Origin of the sequence: Belnapia mucosa (assembly GCF_016775475.1) — a bacterium.
Lineage (GTDB): Bacteria > Pseudomonadota > Alphaproteobacteria > Acetobacterales > Acetobacteraceae > Belnapia > Belnapia mucosa.
Map to the genome: position 1 here is coordinate 33,446 of NZ_JAEUXJ010000009.1, position 16,671 is coordinate 50,116.

A 16,671-nucleotide genomic window follows, 5' to 3' on the forward strand; every position below is an offset into this window, starting at 1 on the left:
AATGCCGCCGTCAACGCCCTTCCGGCATCGCCTCCCCGATTGACGCGGCTCAAGGCGGCATGGCCAAACTGCCCCTATAAAGGCCCGCCCGAGGGGAGACACCAGAATGTCCGACGACCAGCTGATCGCGGTGAAGCCGGCGATCGCCGCCACCGCCCATGTGACCGCGGAGCAGCATGCGGCCATGACCGCGGCCGCCGCCGCCGATCCCGGCGCCTTCTGGGGCAAGGAAGCGGGGCGCGTCGCCTGGATCCGGCCGCCGACCCGGGTCAAGAACACCAGCTTCACCGGCGATGTTGCGATCCGCTGGTTCGAGGATGGCGTGCTGAACGCCTCCGTCTCCTGCCTCGACCGGCATCTGGCGAGCCGCGGCGACCAGGTGGCGATCATCTGGGAAGGCGACAATCCGGCCAGCGATGCCAAAGTCACCTACAAGGAACTCCATGCGAAGGTCTGCCGCCTGGGCAATGCGCTGCGCGAGCTGGGCGTCAAGAAGGGCGACCGGGTCTGCATCTACCTGCCGATGATCGTCGAGGCGGCGGTGGCCATGCTGGCCTGCGCCCGGGTCGGCGCCGTCCATTCCATCGTCTTCGGCGGCTTCTCCCCGGACAGCCTGGCGTCGCGCATCCAGGACAGCGAATGCTCGGTCCTCATCACCGCCGATGAGGGCCGGCGCGGCGGCCGCAGCGTGGCGCTGAAAACCAATGCGGATGAGGCGCTGGCGAGCTGCCCGAGCATCAAATCCGTCGTCGTCGTGAAGAATACCGGCGCCGCCGTACCCATGCAGGACGGCCGCGACCACTGGTATGAGGAGATCACTGCCCAGCAGCCGGCCGAATGCGCGCCGGAGCCGATGGAGGCGGAGGATCCGCTCTTCATCCTCTATACCAGCGGCTCCACCGGCAAGCCGAAGGGCGTGCTGCACACCACCGGCGGCTACCTGGTCTGGGCCAGCTACACGCATGAGCTGGTCTTCGACTACCGCCCCGGCGAGATCTACTGGTGCACCGCCGATGTCGGCTGGGTGACCGGCCACACCTATATCGTCTATGGCCCGCTGGCGAATGGCGCGACCACGCTGATGTTCGAGGGCGTGCCCAACTACCCCAGCGTCTCCCGCTTCTGGGAGGTGGTGGACAAGCATCAGGTGAATATCTTCTACACCGCACCGACCGCCATCCGCGCCCTGATGCGCGATGGCGAGGCGCCGGTGAAGAAGACCTCGCGCAAGTCGCTCCGCATCCTCGGCTCCGTCGGGGAGCCGATCAATCCGGAGGCCTGGCTCTGGTACTATCGCGTCGTCGGCGATGAGCGCTGCCCGATCGTCGATACCTGGTGGCAGACGGAGACGGGCGGCATCCTCATCTCGCCGCTGCCGGGGGCGGTAGCGCAGAAGCCGGGCTCGGCGACCCTGCCGCTGCCCGGCGTGATGCCGGCGCTGGTCGATGGCGAGGGCAAGCTGCTGGATGGGGCGACGGAGGGCAATCTCGTCATCCTCGATAGCTGGCCCGGCCAGGCGCGCACGGTCTATGGCGACCATGAGCGCTTCATCCAGACCTATTTCTCCACCTTCCCCGGCATGTATTTCACCGGCGACGGCGCAAGGCGGGATGCCGATGGCTACTGGTGGATCACCGGCCGCGTCGATGACGTGATCAACGTCTCCGGCCACCGCATGGGCACGGCGGAGATCGAGAGCGCGCTGGTCGCCCATCCGAAGGTCGCCGAGGCGGCCGTGGTCGGCATGCCGCACGACCTGAAGGGCCAGGGCATCTACTGCTACGTGACGCTGAAGACCGGCGAGGAGCCGACCGAGGCGCTGCGCAAGGAGCTGGTGACCTGGGTGCGGAAGGAGATCGGGCCGATCGCCTCGCCGGATGCCATCCAATGGGCGCCGGGCCTGCCGAAGACCCGCTCGGGCAAGATCATGCGGCGCATCCTCCGCAAGATCGCGGCGAACGAGACCGAGGCGCTCGGCGACACCTCGACGCTCGCCGATCCCGGGGTGGTGCAGGAGCTGGTGGCGAACCGCGTCGGCTGAAGGCTGGAACAGGGGGTGAATCCCGAGTCCAGGGCGCGAAAATTAGAAGCCCTGGAATCAAGGCCCTGGCCCGAGTCGTGCGAACGAATCGCTGACGCGCGACTCGGGACGGCGGGAAAGCCTTTCACCGCAAGGGCTTGTGGGCTGACCAGCCGGTGACCCACAAGCCCGTTCCCGCTCCGGTCAGGGACCGAATCGGGATCAGAAGTCGCTGACGCGCCCCTTCCGCTCCCAGTCGCCATAGCGGGTCGGCTCGGGGCCGGCGGGGCCGCCGACCTCCCGCATCCGCAGCGGCTGCTCGGGCGGTGGGTCGCCGGCCGGCGGCGTCATCGGGTCGCCGGGAATGGGCATGTCGGGCCCGGTCGGGTCGGTCACCGGCGGGGGCGGAATCTCCGGGCCGGGCGGCGGCGTCGGGATCGGCGGCACCGGGGCGGGCGGATCGCTCGGGGGCAGCGGGGTGGGGTCGGACATCGGGTCTCCTTCTTGTCGCATGACAGGGTGCAGTCTCATCTGGTGTCCTGCCGTACGAACGCCAACGCGCAAGGAGAGGAGAGGCGGCACCCGATGGGCGGATATCTGCGCACCGCGATCCTGCTGGCCGGGCTGACGGCCCTGTTCCTCGCCATCGGCTACATGCTGGGCGGGTGGCAGGGCATGGTCATCGCCTTCCTCGTCGCCTGCGGCACCAATCTCTGGTCCTGGTGGAACAGCGACCGCGTCGTGCTCTCGATGCACAATGCCGAGCCGATCGCGCCGGAGAGCGCCCCGCGCCTGTTCCAGCTGGTGTCGGGGCTGGCGGCGCGGGCCGGCCTGCCCATGCCTGCCCTCTATGTGATTCATGAGGACCAGCCGAACGCCTTCGCCACCGGCCGCAACCCGGAAAATGCCGCGGTCGCGGTGAATACCGGCCTGCTCGACCTGCTGTCCGAGGAGGAGGTCGCCGGCGTGGTCGCGCATGAGCTGGCGCATATCCGCCACCGCGACACGCTGCTGATGACGCTGACCGCGACGCTGGCCGGCGCCATCGGCATGCTGGCGCAATTCGGCTTCCTCTTCGGCGGCCGGACCGAGGATGGGCGGCGCAACCCCTTCGGCCCGATCGGCGGGCTGCTGCTGGTGATCCTCGGCCCGATCGCCGCCATGCTGGTGCAGATGGCGATCAGCCGCAGCCGCGAATACGAGGCCGACCGGCTGGGCGCCGAGATCTGCGGCGACCCGCGCTGGCTGGCGAGCGGGCTGCAGAAGCTCGAGCACTATAAGCAGGGGCTGGTGAACCACACCGCCGAGGCGCATCCGGCCAGCGCGCATATGTTCATCGTCAATCCGCTGTCGGGGCTGCGGCTGGACAGCCTGTTTACCACCCATCCGCCGACCGAGGAGCGCATCCGCCGCCTGCTGGCGATGATGCCGCCCGCCCCGGCCTGGCCGCAGCCGGTGGCCCCGAGCGCCTGGGGCACAGCCGACCGCCGCAACCCCTGGGGCTGAGCCGCGCTCCGCCAGGGCCCATCACCAACCGAGAGGAAGAGGACCATGCTCCGCACCGCCCTGATCGCCGCGCTGGCACTCGCCCCCGCCCTGCCCGCCGCGGCGCAGGATGCGGCGGCCGGCCAGCGCGTCTTCAACCAGTGCCGTGCCTGCCACACGATCGAGGCCGGCGGCCGCAACGGCGTCGGGCCCAACCTGCATGGCGCGGTCGGCCGCAAGGCGGGCAGCATCGAGGGCTTCCGCTACTCCGCCAGCATGCGGGAGAAGGCCGAGGGTGGCCTCACCTGGGACGAGGACAACCTGCGCGCCTATCTCGCCAACCCGAAGGCGGTGGTCCCGGCCGGGTCCATGTCCTATCCCGGCCTGCGGAACGAGCAGCAGCTGAACGACCTGATCGCCTATCTCAAGTCGAACAGCTAGGCGCGGTTCAGAGATTGATCCCGGCGATGTTCTCCGGTCGCGCCGGGATCTCGCCGCGCTCCACCCGCTTCACCACCGCCGTGAGCGCGGCATTGGCCGGTGCCGCCAGCCCGGCCTTGGCGCCCTCGGCGGCGATGAAGCCGTTGATGAAGTCGATCTCGGTCTTGCGGCCCTTGGCCATATCCTGCGCCATGGAGGGCCGCTGCAGGTCGCTGCGCTGGGCGCGGCGGCCATTCTCCAGCAGCGTCTCCTCCGCCGCCGCCAGCGCCGCCGGCTCGCCCTCCCCGGCGGCGGCGAGCAGGGCGGGCTCCATGCCCTGGATGCGCTCCAGCCCATAGCCCAGCGCCTCGCCGATCCGCACCGCTTCCGCCCCGATCCGCAGCGCGAAGCGGCGGATATGCGGGTCCTGGTCGCACTGGTTGCCCGAGAGGCCGGTGGCGGCGCTGGTGCCGTTCCGCATGGCATTGACGCAGAGCTTCGACCAGCGCTCGCCCCAGAGATTGCTGGTGGCCTTCACGCTGTCGATGCCGGCGACCATGTCGCGCAGCGCTTCCAGCCGCGGGGTGATGCGCCCATGCACCTCCCCCACCGCGAAGACGATGCGCCCGGCGCCGCCGCGGCCGACGGTGCGGCGGATGCGCCCCGGCTCATACAGATCGACGGAGATGGTGGCGGCGATCATGCCGAGGGTGCGGCCCCAGCCGACCACGCCGGCGATCCGCTCCTCATTGATGCAATTCTGCAGGGAGACGACGAAGCCGCCCTCGGCCAGATGCGGCGCGATGAGATGCGCGGCCCAGACCGTGTCGTAGGACTTCACGCTGACGAAGGCGATGTCGACCGGGCGCTGCCGCGACAGGCCCTGCACCTCCGTCAGGTGCAGCGCCGGCACCTGGACGGTGACATTCTCCTCCGGCTCCAGCCCCGAGAGGGCGAGGCCGCGGGCGCGGATCGTCTCCACATGCTCCGGCCAGGGGTCGATCAGCGTCACGTCATGGCCGAGCCGGGCGAGATGCCCGCCGACATAGCCACCCACCGCGCCGGCCCCGACGAAAGCGATCCTCGGCCGCATCGCATCCCTCCCCCTGTGTCGGACGCAGTCTCGCACCCGCATGTCAGCCGAGGAAGACGGGCCGCGCCGCGGGGTCGAAGGGGATGCCGGCGGCGCGGAGCGAGGCGGCCAGCGCCTCCTCCAGCATGCGCGCATGGCGGACCAGCAGATGGAGGTAGAGGCCGACGAAGGCCGGGCCGTGGCCGGCGCTCTCGCCCTCCGCCGTGCTGGTCATGGCATGGGCGAGTTCGTGCAGCAGGATCCAGCTCGGCAGCGCGGAGGGCGCCTCGATCGCCAGCCGCGTCGCCCGCGCCACGGTGCGCCGCGCCTGGCGCGGCAGCGGCCGTACGCGCGGCGGGAAGCGCAGCCCCTCCGCGGCCCAGACATGGTCGACCAGCGCCTGGAGCTGCGCGAAGGGCACGAGGCTGGTGTCGCGCGGCGCCACCACCCGGTCCTCCCAGGCATAGAGGCGCCGGGCCGCGGCGTCGGCCCGGCTCACTTGAGGCGGCGGGCGCCCGGATCGGCCCCGACCGGGCGGTTCAGCCCGACCCGCCCGCCAGCCGCGGCGCCATGGCCCCAGGCGCCACGGTCCCGCACCGTCGCCGTGCTGGTCACCGTCCGCAGCCGGATGCCGAGGCCCCGGAAGCCCTCCTCCACCTTGCGCGCCTTGGCCAGCACCAGGGCGGTGCCTGTCGTGGGGGCGGCGGCGGCGGCTCGGCGCGCCTCGACCGAGGCCTGCCGCTCCTCCGCCATGGCATCCAGCCGCTTGGCCACCCGGTCGGCGAAGCCGTAGCGGAAGCTCCGCAGGATCGCCTGGCCCGGCAGCGGGTTGCTGCGATAGGCCGGGCTCTGGCGGTAGCGCGCCTCCTCCCAGCCCAGCGCACCCTCGATCACCCGCAGCAGGTATTCCGCCATCTGCACATCGGGCTCGAGGCCATAGAGGACGAAATCCTCCCGCCCATCGGTCCAGCCGCGGCATTCGCAGAAGCGGAGCACCGAGGGGAAGAGCCAGCGCAGCGCGATGCGCGCCGTGCCCTGGACGGTCAGGCGGGCCTGGACGCAGGCCTCCTCGCGCAGCTCCACCTCGCCCATGGAGAGGCCATAGACCTCAAGCAGCTCGCCCACCTTGGCCGCCGCCGCCATGGCCTCCGCCTCGGAACAGCCGCGCTCGACGGTCTTGGCGGCGAGGGCCCGGATGCGGGCCTTCACCTTGGCGAGTTCGGTCTGCTGGTCCATCGCGGGCAGATGAGGCGGGGTGTGGGGGGCGGTCAAGGCCCGCTCAGCGCGGCGCTGCGGCCCGCGTCAGCCGGTCGTTGATCGCGGCACCCAGCCCCGTCTCCGGCACCGTCATAGCGGCGATGCCGCGGCAGCCGCGCGCCGCGCCGGCCTCATCCAGCCAGCGCAGCCCGGCGAAGAGGCGCGCGGCGGCCTCGCGCAGGTCGCCGGTCTCCGAGAGGTTCCAGACCACCGCCGCGCCTGGCAGGGGCGGGCCGAAGGCCAGAAGCGCCTCGTCCGCCGCAACCTCGGTGGCGCCGAGGCGGACCGGCAGGCCGGGCGCATAATGCGAGAGCAGCATCCCCGGCGAGCGCAGCGAGGCCGTCGCCGCAGCGGCGGCGAGCGGCAGCGTCCGCCCGACCGGGCCGAGCTCCGCCTCGATCGCCTCCACCGGCACCCCGCCAGGGCGCAGCAGCACGGGGCCGGCGCTGGTCAGGTCCAGCACCGTCGACTCGACGCCTACCGCGCAGGGCCCGTCATCCAGCACCGCGGCGATCCGCCCGCCGAGCCCGGCCAGCACATGCTCGGCCGTGGTCGGGCTCACCTGGCCGGAGCGGTTGGCCGAGGGCGCCGCCACCGGCACCCCCGCCGCCCGCAGCAGGGCGAGCGCGGTCGGATGCGCCGGCACCCGCACCGCCAGCGTATCGAGCCCCGCCCCAGCCAGCAGGTCCACCCGGCATTCCGGCCGGCGCGGCAGCACCAGGGTCAGGGGCCCTGGCCAGAACCTCGCCGCGAGGCGCCGGGCGCGGTCATCGGCGCGGACCTCGGCGAAGGCCGCCTCGGCTTCCGGGTAGTGGCAGATCAGCGGGTTGAAATGCGGCCGGCCCTTGGCCTCAAAGATGCCGGCGACGGCCCGCGCGTTCCGGGCGTCGGCGCCGAGGCCATAGACCGTCTCGGTCGGGAAGGCGACCAACTCACCCGCGCGCAGCAGCGCCGCGGCGCGGCCCAGCTCGGCGGGCGTCAGCCGCTCCGTCATGCGCCGCGGCAGATGAAGTCGGGGTTGCGCCAGTCCGGCTTGCCGTAGCGGAGGGGGGTGCCATCCACCAGCGTCACCGCCCCGCCCGCGGCCTCGACCAGCGCCTGGCCGGCGGCGGAATCCCATTCCATGGTCGGGCCGAAGCGGGGGTAGAGATCCGCCGCGCCTTCCGCCACCCGGCAGAATTTCAGCGCCGAGGAGGCGCTGCGGCGTTCCGCGACCGGGCGGCCGGCCAGGAAGGGGCCCATGCGCGGATCGTCGGCATATTGGCGGCTGGCCAGCACCGTCAGCCCCTCGGGCGGCGGGCGGCGGGCCTGGATGGGGCGGCGCGGCGCCGCATCCTCCTTCCAGGCCCCGGCGCCGAGCAGCCCGCCGAAGACCTCGCCAGTGGCCGGCAGGGCGAGCGCGCCGAGCACCGCCCGCCCGTCCCGTACAAGGCCGATACAGACGGCATATTCGCTGCGGCCCTTGGCGAAGTCCCGCGTGCCATCCAAAGGATCGACCAGCCAGAAGGCCGGGCAGGCGGCGGTGACGACGCCGCCGGCCACCTCCTCCTCCGCCACCACCGGGATGTCGGGCGTCGCGGCGCGCAGCCCCTCGACGATCAGCGCCTCGGCGACGCGGTCGGCCTCGGTGACGGGGCTCTCATCGGTCTTGCGGTCCACCACGAAGCCGGCGCGGCGCACCGCCTCGATCGCGGCAGCGGCGCGGCGGGCGAGGCCGGCGGCGAGTTCCAGCAGGGGGGCATCGTCCATGCGCCCAGCTTTACCTGCCCGCCCCGCCTCCCGCCAGCGGCGGAGGGTGCTATCCTCGGCGGCCAGACCGCTTCCACCCGTGCTGTGCACAGGTGGAAGCGATCTGCCTATTGTTTGGCCGCATTTTCCGAGTCGTCCGGCGCATCCGCCGGACTTGAAAATGCTATAACCCTTCTGCCGGAACCCCCGCCGCATGATCGACATCGCTTTCGTGAAGCCCGCCCTGCCCCGCCATGGCGCGCTGGTGCTGCCCATCGGCGAAGGGGCGGAGGCGCTCTCCGGGCTCGCGCAGGCGATCGACGCGGCGAGCGGCGGGGCGGTGACGCGGGTGCTGGCAGCCGCCGGCTTCAAGGGCCGCAAGGGGCAGAGCTGCACCCTCTGGGCCCCGGCGCTGGCGGATGGAGTCGCGGGGCCGAGCCGCATCGTCGCCATCGGCCTCGGCAAGGAGATCACGCCGGAGGCCGCCGAGGCGGCGGGCGGCGCCCTCCATGCCCTGGTCCAGGCGGAGCGGGAGGCGGTGGTCGCCGCCGAGGCGCTCTCGGCCCCGGTCGCCGCGGCGCTCGGCCTCGGCCTGCTGCTGCGCAGCTACCGCTTCGACCGCTACCGCACGACGGAGAAGGAGGAGGACAAGCCGAAGCTCGAGCGCCTGGCCATCGCCACCGATGCCGGGAGCGCGGCCAAGGCGGCCTGGGCGCCGCTGCGCGCCATCGCCGATGGCGTCTTCATCAGCCGCGACCTGGTGAGCGAGCCGCCGAACATCCTGAACCCGCCGGAGATGGCGGAGCGCTGCCGCGCCCTGGAAAGCCTCGGCCTCACGGTCGAGATCATCGGGCCGAAGGAGATGAAGAAGCTCGGCTTCGGCGCCTTCCTCGGCGTCGCCCAGGGCAGCGCGCAGGAACCGCGCATGGTGGTGCTGCAATGGAACGGCGCCTCGAAGGGCAAGAAGCCGGGGCAGAAGCCGGTCGCCTTCATCGGCAAGGGCGTGACCTTCGATACCGGCGGCATCTCCATCAAGCCCGCGGCCGGGATGGAGGACATGAAATGGGACATGGCCGGCGCCGGCACCGTCATCGGGCTGATGGCGGCGCTCGCGGGGCGGAAGGCCAAGGTGGATGCGGTCGGCATCGTCGGCCTGGTCGAGAACATGCCGGGCGGCAATGCCCAGCGCCCGGGCGATGTGGTGACGACGGCGAGCGGCCAGACGGTCGAGGTCATCAATACCGATGCCGAAGGCCGGCTGGTGCTGGCGGATGTGCTGCATTACTGCCAGACGCGCTTCGCCCCGCGCTTCATGGTCGATCTGGCGACGCTGACGGGTGCCATCATCATCGCGCTCGGCCATGAGCATGCCGGCCTGTTCAGCAACGATGACGAGCTGGCCGGGCGGCTGATGGCGGCGGGCAAGGCGGTGGGCGAGGCCTGCTGGCGGATGCCGCTCGGCGATGCCTATGACAAGCAGCTGAAATCCGAGATCGCGGACATGAAGAATGTCGGCGGCCGGCCGGGCGGGTCGATCACCGCGGCGCAATTCATCCAGCGCTTCATCGACACCAAGGCGGGGCCGATGCCCTGGGCGCATCTCGACATCGCCGGCGTCGCCTGGAGCAGCAAGGACCTGCCGACCGCGCCGAAAGGGGCGACGGCCTTCGGCGTCCGGCTGCTCGACCGGCTGGTCGCCGAGCATTACGAAGGCTGATGTTGCAATGAAGAAATCTTCGAATAAAATAGACAGAAGTGGGAACGTGACCAATGGAATTTCTAGCGCTGCAAACATCGCCGAAAATTCGGTTTCTTACAGTGTCGATAAACTGAAAGAAAAAATTGAGAAACAAACCGGATTTCCTTCGGAGCTACAAACTGCCTCAAAGCTCATCGAGCATGATTGGGAATACATTGCGAATCCAAGAATAAGAAGTGAAGAAGGAATTGTTGAGGAGATTGATTTTATTGCACTGAAAAACAGAACTATAAAAATTAGTGATGAAAGATATAATTTCGAGCACATAAATATAACAACTAACGTGGTTATGGATGCAAAAAAGTATAGCAGACCCCTAGTTGTATTTTCTTCCCCATGGTCATCTTTTGACAGTGATGATATATACAGTGTTATTTCTATCTTCAAAGAAAATTATGAATTTCGCAGTAGATTTTGCTTAATAAGCGGATTTTCTGAAAAACTTCAAATTCAACAACCCGCTCGCTCAGCAGTAGTAGTTAATAATAATGGAGATAAACCCCATGATTTTGACTTGGGTCAGATTTCATCTGCGATGGCGAGGTTATATAGAGCATCAGAAGTAATCGAGAAAGATTCATTGGAGCTTTTCCAATATGTATCTGATTCTGAACTGATAGATCTCTGCATGATAATACCAGTGATTATTTTCTACGGCGATATGTACGAGTACTATAGAAGCGACGAAGGCAGCAGGCTTGAGAAAATTGATTATACTGTGATTCAAAGCAACACAGTTGGTGAAAAGAATAGATTGTATAAATGTCCATTATACATTGTAAATGGGAATGCAGTCGGCGTATTTCTGTCAATTTTAGAAGATTTAATTAAGACGATATCACTGAAGCAAATCAGCTATGTTGTGGATGATCTATTATCCTCGAGAGATCTTGGGGATATTTGATGAAGTGGTTTCTGAAATGCTGACGGTGAAGCTGCGCCGCGCGTCGCGCGAGGATGCGCGGGCGCCGCTCGCCCTGCCGCTGTCGGATGCCGCCGCGGTGCCGGCCGCGTTGCGGGCGGCGGCGGAGGCGGCGGGCTTCGCCGGCGCTGCCGGCCAGACGGTGCTGCTGCCGGAGCGGGGGGTGATGCTGCTCGGCACCGGCGCCGCCCGCCGGCCCCTCGACTGGGAGGAGGCCGGGGGCCATGCCGCCGCCGCGGCCGGGGAAGTGCGGCGCTTCGGCATCGATGCCCGCGGCCTGCCGCCTGTCGCCGCCGCCTCCCTCGCCGCCGGGGCCTGCCTGCGCGCCTGGCGCTTCAACCGCTATCGCGGCAAGCCCACGCCCGGCCCGCACCGGCTCGACCTCATCGTCGATGACCCGGAGGCAGTGGTGCCGCTCTGGGACCGCGCCTCGGCCGGGGTGCGGGGCTGCCTGCTGGCCCGCGACCTGTCGATGGAGCCGGGCAATGCGCTGACGACCCGCGCCTTCACCGCAAGGCTGGAAGCGCTGGCCGAATACGGCATCGCGGTCGATGTGCTCGGCCGCAAGCGGCTGGCGCGGGAGGGGTTGGGCGGGCTGCTCGCGGTCGGCGGCGGCAGCGAGAATCCGCCGCGCCTCGCGGTGCTGCGCTGGCGCGGCAGCGTGGCGGCCCCGCCCCTGGTCTTCATCGGCAAGGGCATCTGCTTCGACACCGGCGGGATCAGCATCAAGGGCGCGGCGGGGATGGAGGCGATGAAGGCCGACATGGCCGGCGCCGCCGCCTGCGCCGGGGCGATGCTGGCCCTGGCGCTGCGCCGTTCCCCCGCGCCCGCCATCGCCATCCTGGCGCTCGCCGAGAATGCGGTCGGACCAGCCTCCTACCGGCCGGGCGATGTGCTGCGCATGGGCTCCGGCCGCACCGTGGAGGTGATCGACACCGATGCCGAAGGGCGGCTGGTGCTGGCCGATGCGCTGCACTACGCGCAGCGCTTCCAGCCGGGGGCGGTGCTCGACCTGGCGACGCTGACGGGCTCGATCGTCACCGCGCTCGGGGCGCATCGCGCCGGGCTGTTCGGCACGGATGAGCGGTTGCTGGCCCAGGCCCAGGCGGCGGGGGAGGCGGTGGGCGAGTTGCTTTGGCCCATGCCGATCGGGGCGCGGCACCGCGAGGATCTCGCCAGCGCCATCGCCGACCTGAAGCAATGCGCCAGCGGGACGCGCCAGCCCGATGCCTGCCATGCGGCGGCCTTCCTGCGGGAGTTCGCCGGCGGACTGCCCTGGGCGCATCTCGACATCGCCGGGGTCGATGACCGGGCGGAAGCGGTGGCGCTCGGTCCCCGCGGGCCGAGCGGCTTCGGGGCGCGGCTGCTGGATGCGCTGGTCGCCATGTATTTCGAGCATTAAGCCCGATGGCCGAGGTCGCCTTCTACCACCTCACCCGCCTGCCGCTGGAGCTGGCCCTGCCGAAACTGCTCGGCCGGGTGCTGGGCACCGGCGGGCGGGCGGTGGTGCTCTGCGGCAGCGAGGAGCGGGTGGCGGCGCTGGACGATGCGCTCTGGACCTCGACCGATCCGGACTGGCTGCCGCATGGCTCGGCGAAATCCGGCCATGCCGCCATGCAGCCGATCTGGCTGACCGCCGAGGATGCACCCGCCCCGAACGGCGCCCGCTTCCTGGTGCTGGTGGACGGCGCCGACAGCACGCGGCTTTCGGACTACGACCGCGTGCTGGACCTGTTCGACGGCGCCGACGAGGCCGCCGTCGCCGCCGCCCGCCGCCGCTGGAGCGCGGCGAAGGCGGCAGGCCATGCGCTGTCCTACTGGCAGCAGGGCGCGCGGGGCTGGGAGAAGAAGGCCTGAGCGATCAGCGCAGCAGCCCGGCCGTCCGCCGCCGCAGCTCCTCCACCAGCCGGGCCGCCCCGCCATCCCGCAGGATGGTGGCGAATTCCGCCCGGCGGCTGGCCAATTCGCTGATCGTCCCGGTCAGGTAGAGATCGACGATCCGTCCCTCCCGCAGGAGGTAGTTGATCGCCACCGGCGCATCGTTCGGCCGGACGATCCGGGTGTTGACCAGCTGGTCGCCATTCGGCCGGGCGCTTTCGCCGAGCGTCTCGAAGCGTTCCCCGCCATAGCCGTCGAAGCGGTTGGCATAGGTGGCGATGGACCAGTCGCTGAAGGCGGTGACCAAAGCCTCCTGCTCGGCCGGGGAGAAGCCGGTCCAGGCCGGGCCGACCGCGATCCGGGTCATGGCCGGCAGATTGAAGACCTGCTCCATCACCGGCCGCAGCCGCTGCTCCCGCCCGCGGACGCCGAGCGCCCCGGCATTCCGCATGACATCGAGCAGGGCGGCATGCAGCCGCTCGATCGGCGCCGCCTGGGCGCGGGCCAGGGCGGGGAGGAGGAGCAGGGCCGGAAGGGCACGGCGGGCAAGGGAGATCATGGGGCCGCGCCTTAGCATGCCCGGCCTGGGGGGCGCGATCCGGGGGGTGCATCACAAGGGTCACAGGCGGCCGATCCCGGGCTGGGGCATAGTCCCGCCCGGCAACAGGGGGAGCGGCGGGTGGGACAGGATGGTCTGCGGGTGCGGTCGGGGGCGGTCATCGCGCTCCGCCTCTTCGACATCGCCTATGAGATCGACCTGAAGCGGGCGGAGCAGCTCTGGGCCAGCCGCAGCGGCGGGGCCAGCGCCCGCAGCCGGCTGATCGGCACCCCGCCCAAGGCCGTCTCCTTCGGCGTGCCGCCGCTGGCGCTGGAGCTGGGGCCCGTCACGCTCGAGATCGGCGGCCAGGCGATGACCGCGGCGGCGGGGGTGCGGCTCTATGATTTCGGCATCGCCACCCTGACCCTGCGGTTGCCGGTGCAGGACCTGCCCTGGGACGACTACACGCGGCTGGTGAACCGGATGGATGCCGCGGTCGGCCCTGCCGCGCCGCCGGCGATCTGGGACCGGCTGCTGGCCGAGCTCGCCCCCCTGCTGCGCGAGGCGCTGGACCGCCCGACCGCCGCGCCGCTGCAGGAGGATTACCTGATCGCCCTGGTCGATGGCTTCGAGGAGCCGCTGACCGCCGAGATGCTGCTCCGCCGCCTCGACCTCATCCCCCTCCTCTCGGGCGAGGAGCGGCCGCTCTCGGAGGGCGCGCGGGGGGAGCTGCTGCGCCACCGCTTCTCCTACCACCCGGACGACCTGGCGGTGATCACCTGGGACCGCGCCTTCATCCTGGAGCCGCAGCGGGAGACCGATGTGGCCGATGTGCTGGAGATGGCCAATGCCCAGCTGCTGGAGATGCGGACCTATGACGAGATGCTGGACGAGGAGCTGCCGCGCATGCGCGACCTGGTCGAGGCGGCCCGGCGGCGCACCAGCCTCCTCGCCTCCCGCCGCTATGCCCGGCTCGCGCGGCGGCTGCACACCCTGGTCGCCGAGGTCTCGGAGCTGACCGAGCGGGTGGACAATGCCCTCCAGGTCACCGAGGACGTCTATCTCGCCCGGGTCTATGAGACCGCCATCGACCTCTTCCGGGTGCCCAATGTCAGCGCCGCGGTGGACCGCAAGCTGGCCATCATCCGCGAGACCTATACCGCCCTGCATAGCGAGGCCGCCGGCGGCCGGGCGGAGCTGCTGGAGATCGCGATCCTGGTCCTGATCGCCGTCGAGATCATCCTCTCCCTGTTGCGGCACTGACGGCTTCCGGCCACAACCCCGGCCGGATCGGGCGCGGGGAGCCATGGCGGAGACGGTGATGCTGACCGGCGGGACGGGTTTCCTCGGCTCCGCCATCGCGCGGGCGCTGGCCGGGGCCGGCCATCCGGTGCGCGCCCTGGTCCGGCCGGATACGCCGCGGGCGGTGCTGGACGGCCTGCCGGTGGAGTTCATCCCGGGCGACCTGACCGATGCCGCCTCGGTCGCCGAGGCGATGCGGGGCTGCGAGGCCGCCATCCATTGCGCCGCCGACTACCGCATCTTCGTCCCCGACCCGGCCCGGATGTGGGCGGTGAACGTGGCGGGGACCGAGGCGGTGATGCGCGCCGCCCTGGCCGAGGGCTGCCGGCGCATCGTGCATGTCTCCTCGGTCGCCACCCTCAAGCCCCGCGCCGATGGCAAGCCGGCGACCGAGGCGGATGCCGCGACGCCCGCCCAGGCCATCGGCCCCTACAAGCGCAGCAAGACCGAGGCGGAGCGGCTGGTCGAGCGGCTGGTGGCGGAAGCCGGCCTGCCCGCGGTCATCGTCAACCCCTCCACCCCCATCGGTCCGCGCGACCGGCGCCCAACGCCGACCGGCCGCATCATCCTGGAGGCGGCGCGGGGGAAGATGCCGGCCTATGTCGATACAGGCCTCAACCTGGTGCATGTGGATGACGTCGCGGCAGGCTGCGTCGCCGCCCTGACCCGGGGCGAGATCGGGGAGCGGCATATCCTCGGCGGCCAGGACGTCCCGCTCGGCGAGTTGCTGGCGCGGATCGCGGCGATCTTCGGCCGCCGCCGCCCGGTGCGCCTGCCCCGCGCCCCGCTCTGGCCGGCGGCCCTCGCCTCCGAGGCCTGGGCCCGCGCCACGGGGCGGGAGCCGATGCTGACCCTGGACGGGCTGCGGATGGCGGCGCGGCCGATGTATTTCTCCTCCGCCAAGGCCGCCCGGGTGCTCGGCCATTGGGCCCGGCCCTGGCAGGAGGCGGTGGGCGATGCCGTTACCTGGTTCCGCGAGGAGGGGATGCTGCGGCGATGATATGGCTGGCGCTGGCCGCCCTGCTCGCCTGGGCCGTGCTGCTGCTCGGCCGGGGCTTCTTCTGGCTGGCGCGGGATGACGACCGCGACGCCGCCAGCCTGCCCGACCCGGCCCGCTGGCCCGCCGTGGTCGCCCTGGTCCCGGCGCGGGACGAGGCGGAGACGATCGGCGCCACTGTCCAGGGCCTGCTGGCCCAGGATTATCCCGGGCCCTTCCGCCTGGTCGTGGTCGATGACCGCAGCACGGATGGCACCGGCGCTGCCGCACTGGCCGCCGCCGGGGGCGATCCGCGCCTGACCGTGGTGCCGGGCCGGGCCCGGCCGCCGGGCTGGACCGGCAAGCTCTGGGCGCTGGAGCAGGGCCTGGCCGAGGCGCTGCGCGAGGTGCCCGACCGGCTGCTGTTGACCGATGCCGATATCCGCCATGTCCCGGACAGCCTGCGCCGGCTGGTCCAGCGGGCCGAGGCGCGGGGGCTGGTCCTGGTCTCGCTGATGGCGCGGCTGCGCTGCGCCAGCGCCGCGGAGCGCTGGCTGATCCCGGCCTTCATCTTCTTCTTCCAGATGCTCTACCCCTTCCGCTGGTCGAACAACCCGCGGGCGCGGACGGCGGCGGCGGCCGGCGGCTGCGTGCTGCTGGACCGGGCGGCCTTCGAACGCGCCGGGGGCCTCGCCCCGATCCGCGGCGCGATCATCGATGACTGCGCCCTGGCGCGGCGGATGAAGGCGGTGGGACCGATCTGGACCGGCCTGACGGAGCGGGTCGAGAGCCTCCGCCCCTATGAGGGTCTCGATGCCATCCGCCGGATGGTGGCGCGGACGGCCTATGCCCAGCTCGGCTACAACCCCCTGCTGCTGGCGGGGATGATCGCGGCCCTGGCCCTGATCTTCCTGGCGCCGCCGCTGCTGGCGCTGCTGGCGGCGGGGCCGGCGCGCTGGCTCGGCCTGCTTGGCTGGGCGGCGATGGCGCTGGCCTTCGCCCCGACCCTCCTGCGCTTCGGCCTCTCGCCGCTACGCGGCTTCGCCCTGCCAGGCATCGCGGCGGCCTATATGGCGTTCACCCTGGATTCGGCCCTGGCGGAATGGCGGGGTCGGGGTGGCATGTGGAAGGGGGAGGCCGGTCCACGCGCGGATCGTGCCACAGGTCTGGATTAATCCGCAGCCATACCGGGGGCTTACTCTTCGCAAGCGCGATAGGAAGTCTTATTCGATTCGATGACAGGCCAGCCTCGGGGCTGACCGAGAGGGGATTTGTCTGCCTTGTCCACGATTCAGGATCTCGCCGCGGCGGCGC

At 70.5% G+C, this 16,671-nt stretch carries 17 protein-coding genes; 10 read left to right on the plus strand and 7 right to left on the minus strand.

Translation table 11 applies throughout. The annotated features are described in order from the left end of the window. The first annotated feature begins 106 nt into the window (after positions 1–106). On the plus strand, positions 107–2,041 hold the full coding sequence (gene acs / locus JMJ55_RS19350) for an acetate--CoA ligase (RefSeq protein WP_202827242.1): 1,935 nt from the start codon (positions 107–109) through the stop codon (positions 2,039–2,041). A 201-nt stretch (positions 2,042–2,242) separates the two neighbouring features. Here the strand turns inward: acs and JMJ55_RS31670 are convergent, their stop codons facing one another. Next, positions 2,243–2,512 (minus strand): succinate dehydrogenase assembly factor 4, encoded by a 270-nt coding sequence (locus JMJ55_RS31670; RefSeq protein ID WP_268885359.1) that lies wholly within the window; start codon positions 2,510–2,512, stop codon positions 2,243–2,245. A gap of 93 nt (positions 2,513–2,605) precedes the next feature. Here JMJ55_RS31670 and htpX point away from each other — a divergent pair, with 93 nt between their 5' ends. Continuing rightward, positions 2,606–3,526, plus strand: coding sequence for a zinc metalloprotease HtpX (gene htpX / locus JMJ55_RS19360; protein WP_202827243.1), 921 nt, complete (start codon positions 2,606–2,608; stop codon positions 3,524–3,526). Between the two features lie 45 nt (positions 3,527–3,571). After that, positions 3,572–3,946 carry a c-type cytochrome gene (locus tag JMJ55_RS19365; RefSeq protein WP_202827244.1) on the plus strand — a complete coding sequence of 125 codons (375 nt, stop codon included), beginning with the start codon at positions 3,572–3,574 and terminating at the stop codon, positions 3,944–3,946. A gap of 7 nt (positions 3,947–3,953) precedes the next feature. Here JMJ55_RS19365 and JMJ55_RS19370 read toward each other — a convergent pair whose 3' ends face one another. The 5 genes from JMJ55_RS19370 to cysQ are packed head-to-tail and all read right to left on the minus strand — an operon-like array spanning position 3,954 to position 8,003. Then, on the minus strand, positions 3,954–5,018 hold the full coding sequence (locus JMJ55_RS19370; protein ID WP_202827245.1) for a ketopantoate reductase family protein: 1,065 nt from the start codon (positions 5,016–5,018) through the stop codon (positions 3,954–3,956). 43 nt (positions 5,019–5,061) lie between these two features. Beyond that, positions 5,062–5,496, minus strand: coding sequence for a hypothetical protein (locus JMJ55_RS19375; RefSeq protein ID WP_202827246.1), 435 nt, complete (start codon positions 5,494–5,496; stop codon positions 5,062–5,064). After that, positions 5,493–6,269, minus strand: a complete 777-nt coding sequence (locus JMJ55_RS19380) for a DUF7168 domain-containing protein (protein ID WP_202827247.1) — start codon at positions 6,267–6,269, stop codon at positions 5,493–5,495. Before JMJ55_RS19380 ends, JMJ55_RS19375 begins: the two co-directional genes overlap by 4 nt. Before the next feature lie 7 nt (positions 6,270–6,276). After that, positions 6,277–7,248 (minus strand): L-threonylcarbamoyladenylate synthase, encoded by a 972-nt coding sequence (locus JMJ55_RS19385; RefSeq protein WP_202827248.1) that lies wholly within the window; start codon positions 7,246–7,248, stop codon positions 6,277–6,279. Beyond that, positions 7,245–8,003, minus strand: coding sequence for a 3'(2'),5'-bisphosphate nucleotidase CysQ (gene cysQ / locus JMJ55_RS19390; protein ID WP_202827249.1), 759 nt, complete (start codon positions 8,001–8,003; stop codon positions 7,245–7,247). The genes JMJ55_RS19385 and cysQ overlap by 4 nt, the downstream gene beginning before the upstream one ends. 193 nt (positions 8,004–8,196) lie before the next feature. Here cysQ and JMJ55_RS19395 point away from each other — a divergent pair, with 193 nt between their 5' ends. The 4 genes from JMJ55_RS19395 to JMJ55_RS19410 are packed head-to-tail and all read left to right on the plus strand — an operon-like array spanning position 8,197 to position 12,520. Continuing rightward, positions 8,197–9,699, plus strand: coding sequence for a leucyl aminopeptidase (locus JMJ55_RS19395; protein ID WP_202827250.1), 1,503 nt, complete (start codon positions 8,197–8,199; stop codon positions 9,697–9,699). 46 nt (positions 9,700–9,745) lie between these two features. Further along, entirely contained in the window at positions 9,746–10,645 is a 900-nt protein-coding gene (locus JMJ55_RS19400) for a hypothetical protein (protein WP_202827251.1), read from the plus strand. Positions 10,646–10,649: 4 nt separating this feature from the next. Then, positions 10,650–12,065 (plus strand): leucyl aminopeptidase family protein, encoded by a 1,416-nt coding sequence (locus JMJ55_RS19405; protein ID WP_202827252.1) that lies wholly within the window; start codon positions 10,650–10,652, stop codon positions 12,063–12,065. A gap of 5 nt (positions 12,066–12,070) precedes the next feature. After that, a complete protein-coding gene (locus JMJ55_RS19410) occupies positions 12,071–12,520 on the plus strand; it encodes a DNA polymerase III subunit chi (protein ID WP_202827253.1) in 450 nt (149 codons plus the stop codon). Positions 12,521–12,524: 4 nt separating this feature from the next. Here the strand turns inward: JMJ55_RS19410 and JMJ55_RS19415 are convergent, their stop codons facing one another. Next, positions 12,525–13,100, minus strand: a complete 576-nt coding sequence (locus JMJ55_RS19415) for an ABC transporter substrate-binding protein (RefSeq protein WP_202827254.1) — start codon at positions 13,098–13,100, stop codon at positions 12,525–12,527. Between the two features lie 120 nt (positions 13,101–13,220). On the opposite strand from JMJ55_RS19415, the gene JMJ55_RS19420 reads away from it, so the two are divergent. The 3 genes from JMJ55_RS19420 to JMJ55_RS19430 are packed head-to-tail and all read left to right on the plus strand — an operon-like array spanning position 13,221 to position 16,532. Then, positions 13,221–14,342 carry an RMD1 family protein gene (locus tag JMJ55_RS19420; protein ID WP_202827255.1) on the plus strand — a complete coding sequence of 374 codons (1,122 nt, stop codon included), beginning with the start codon at positions 13,221–13,223 and terminating at the stop codon, positions 14,340–14,342. 43 nt (positions 14,343–14,385) lie between these two features. Further along, a complete protein-coding gene (hpnA, locus tag JMJ55_RS19425; protein ID WP_202827256.1) occupies positions 14,386–15,381 on the plus strand; it encodes a hopanoid-associated sugar epimerase in 996 nt (331 codons plus the stop codon). Further along, complete coding sequence (locus tag JMJ55_RS19430) at positions 15,378–16,532, plus strand: glycosyltransferase (protein WP_202827257.1); 1,155 nt, start codon at positions 15,378–15,380, stop codon at positions 16,530–16,532. The genes hpnA and JMJ55_RS19430 overlap by 4 nt, the downstream gene beginning before the upstream one ends. The last annotated feature ends 139 nt before the right edge of the window (positions 16,533–16,671 follow it).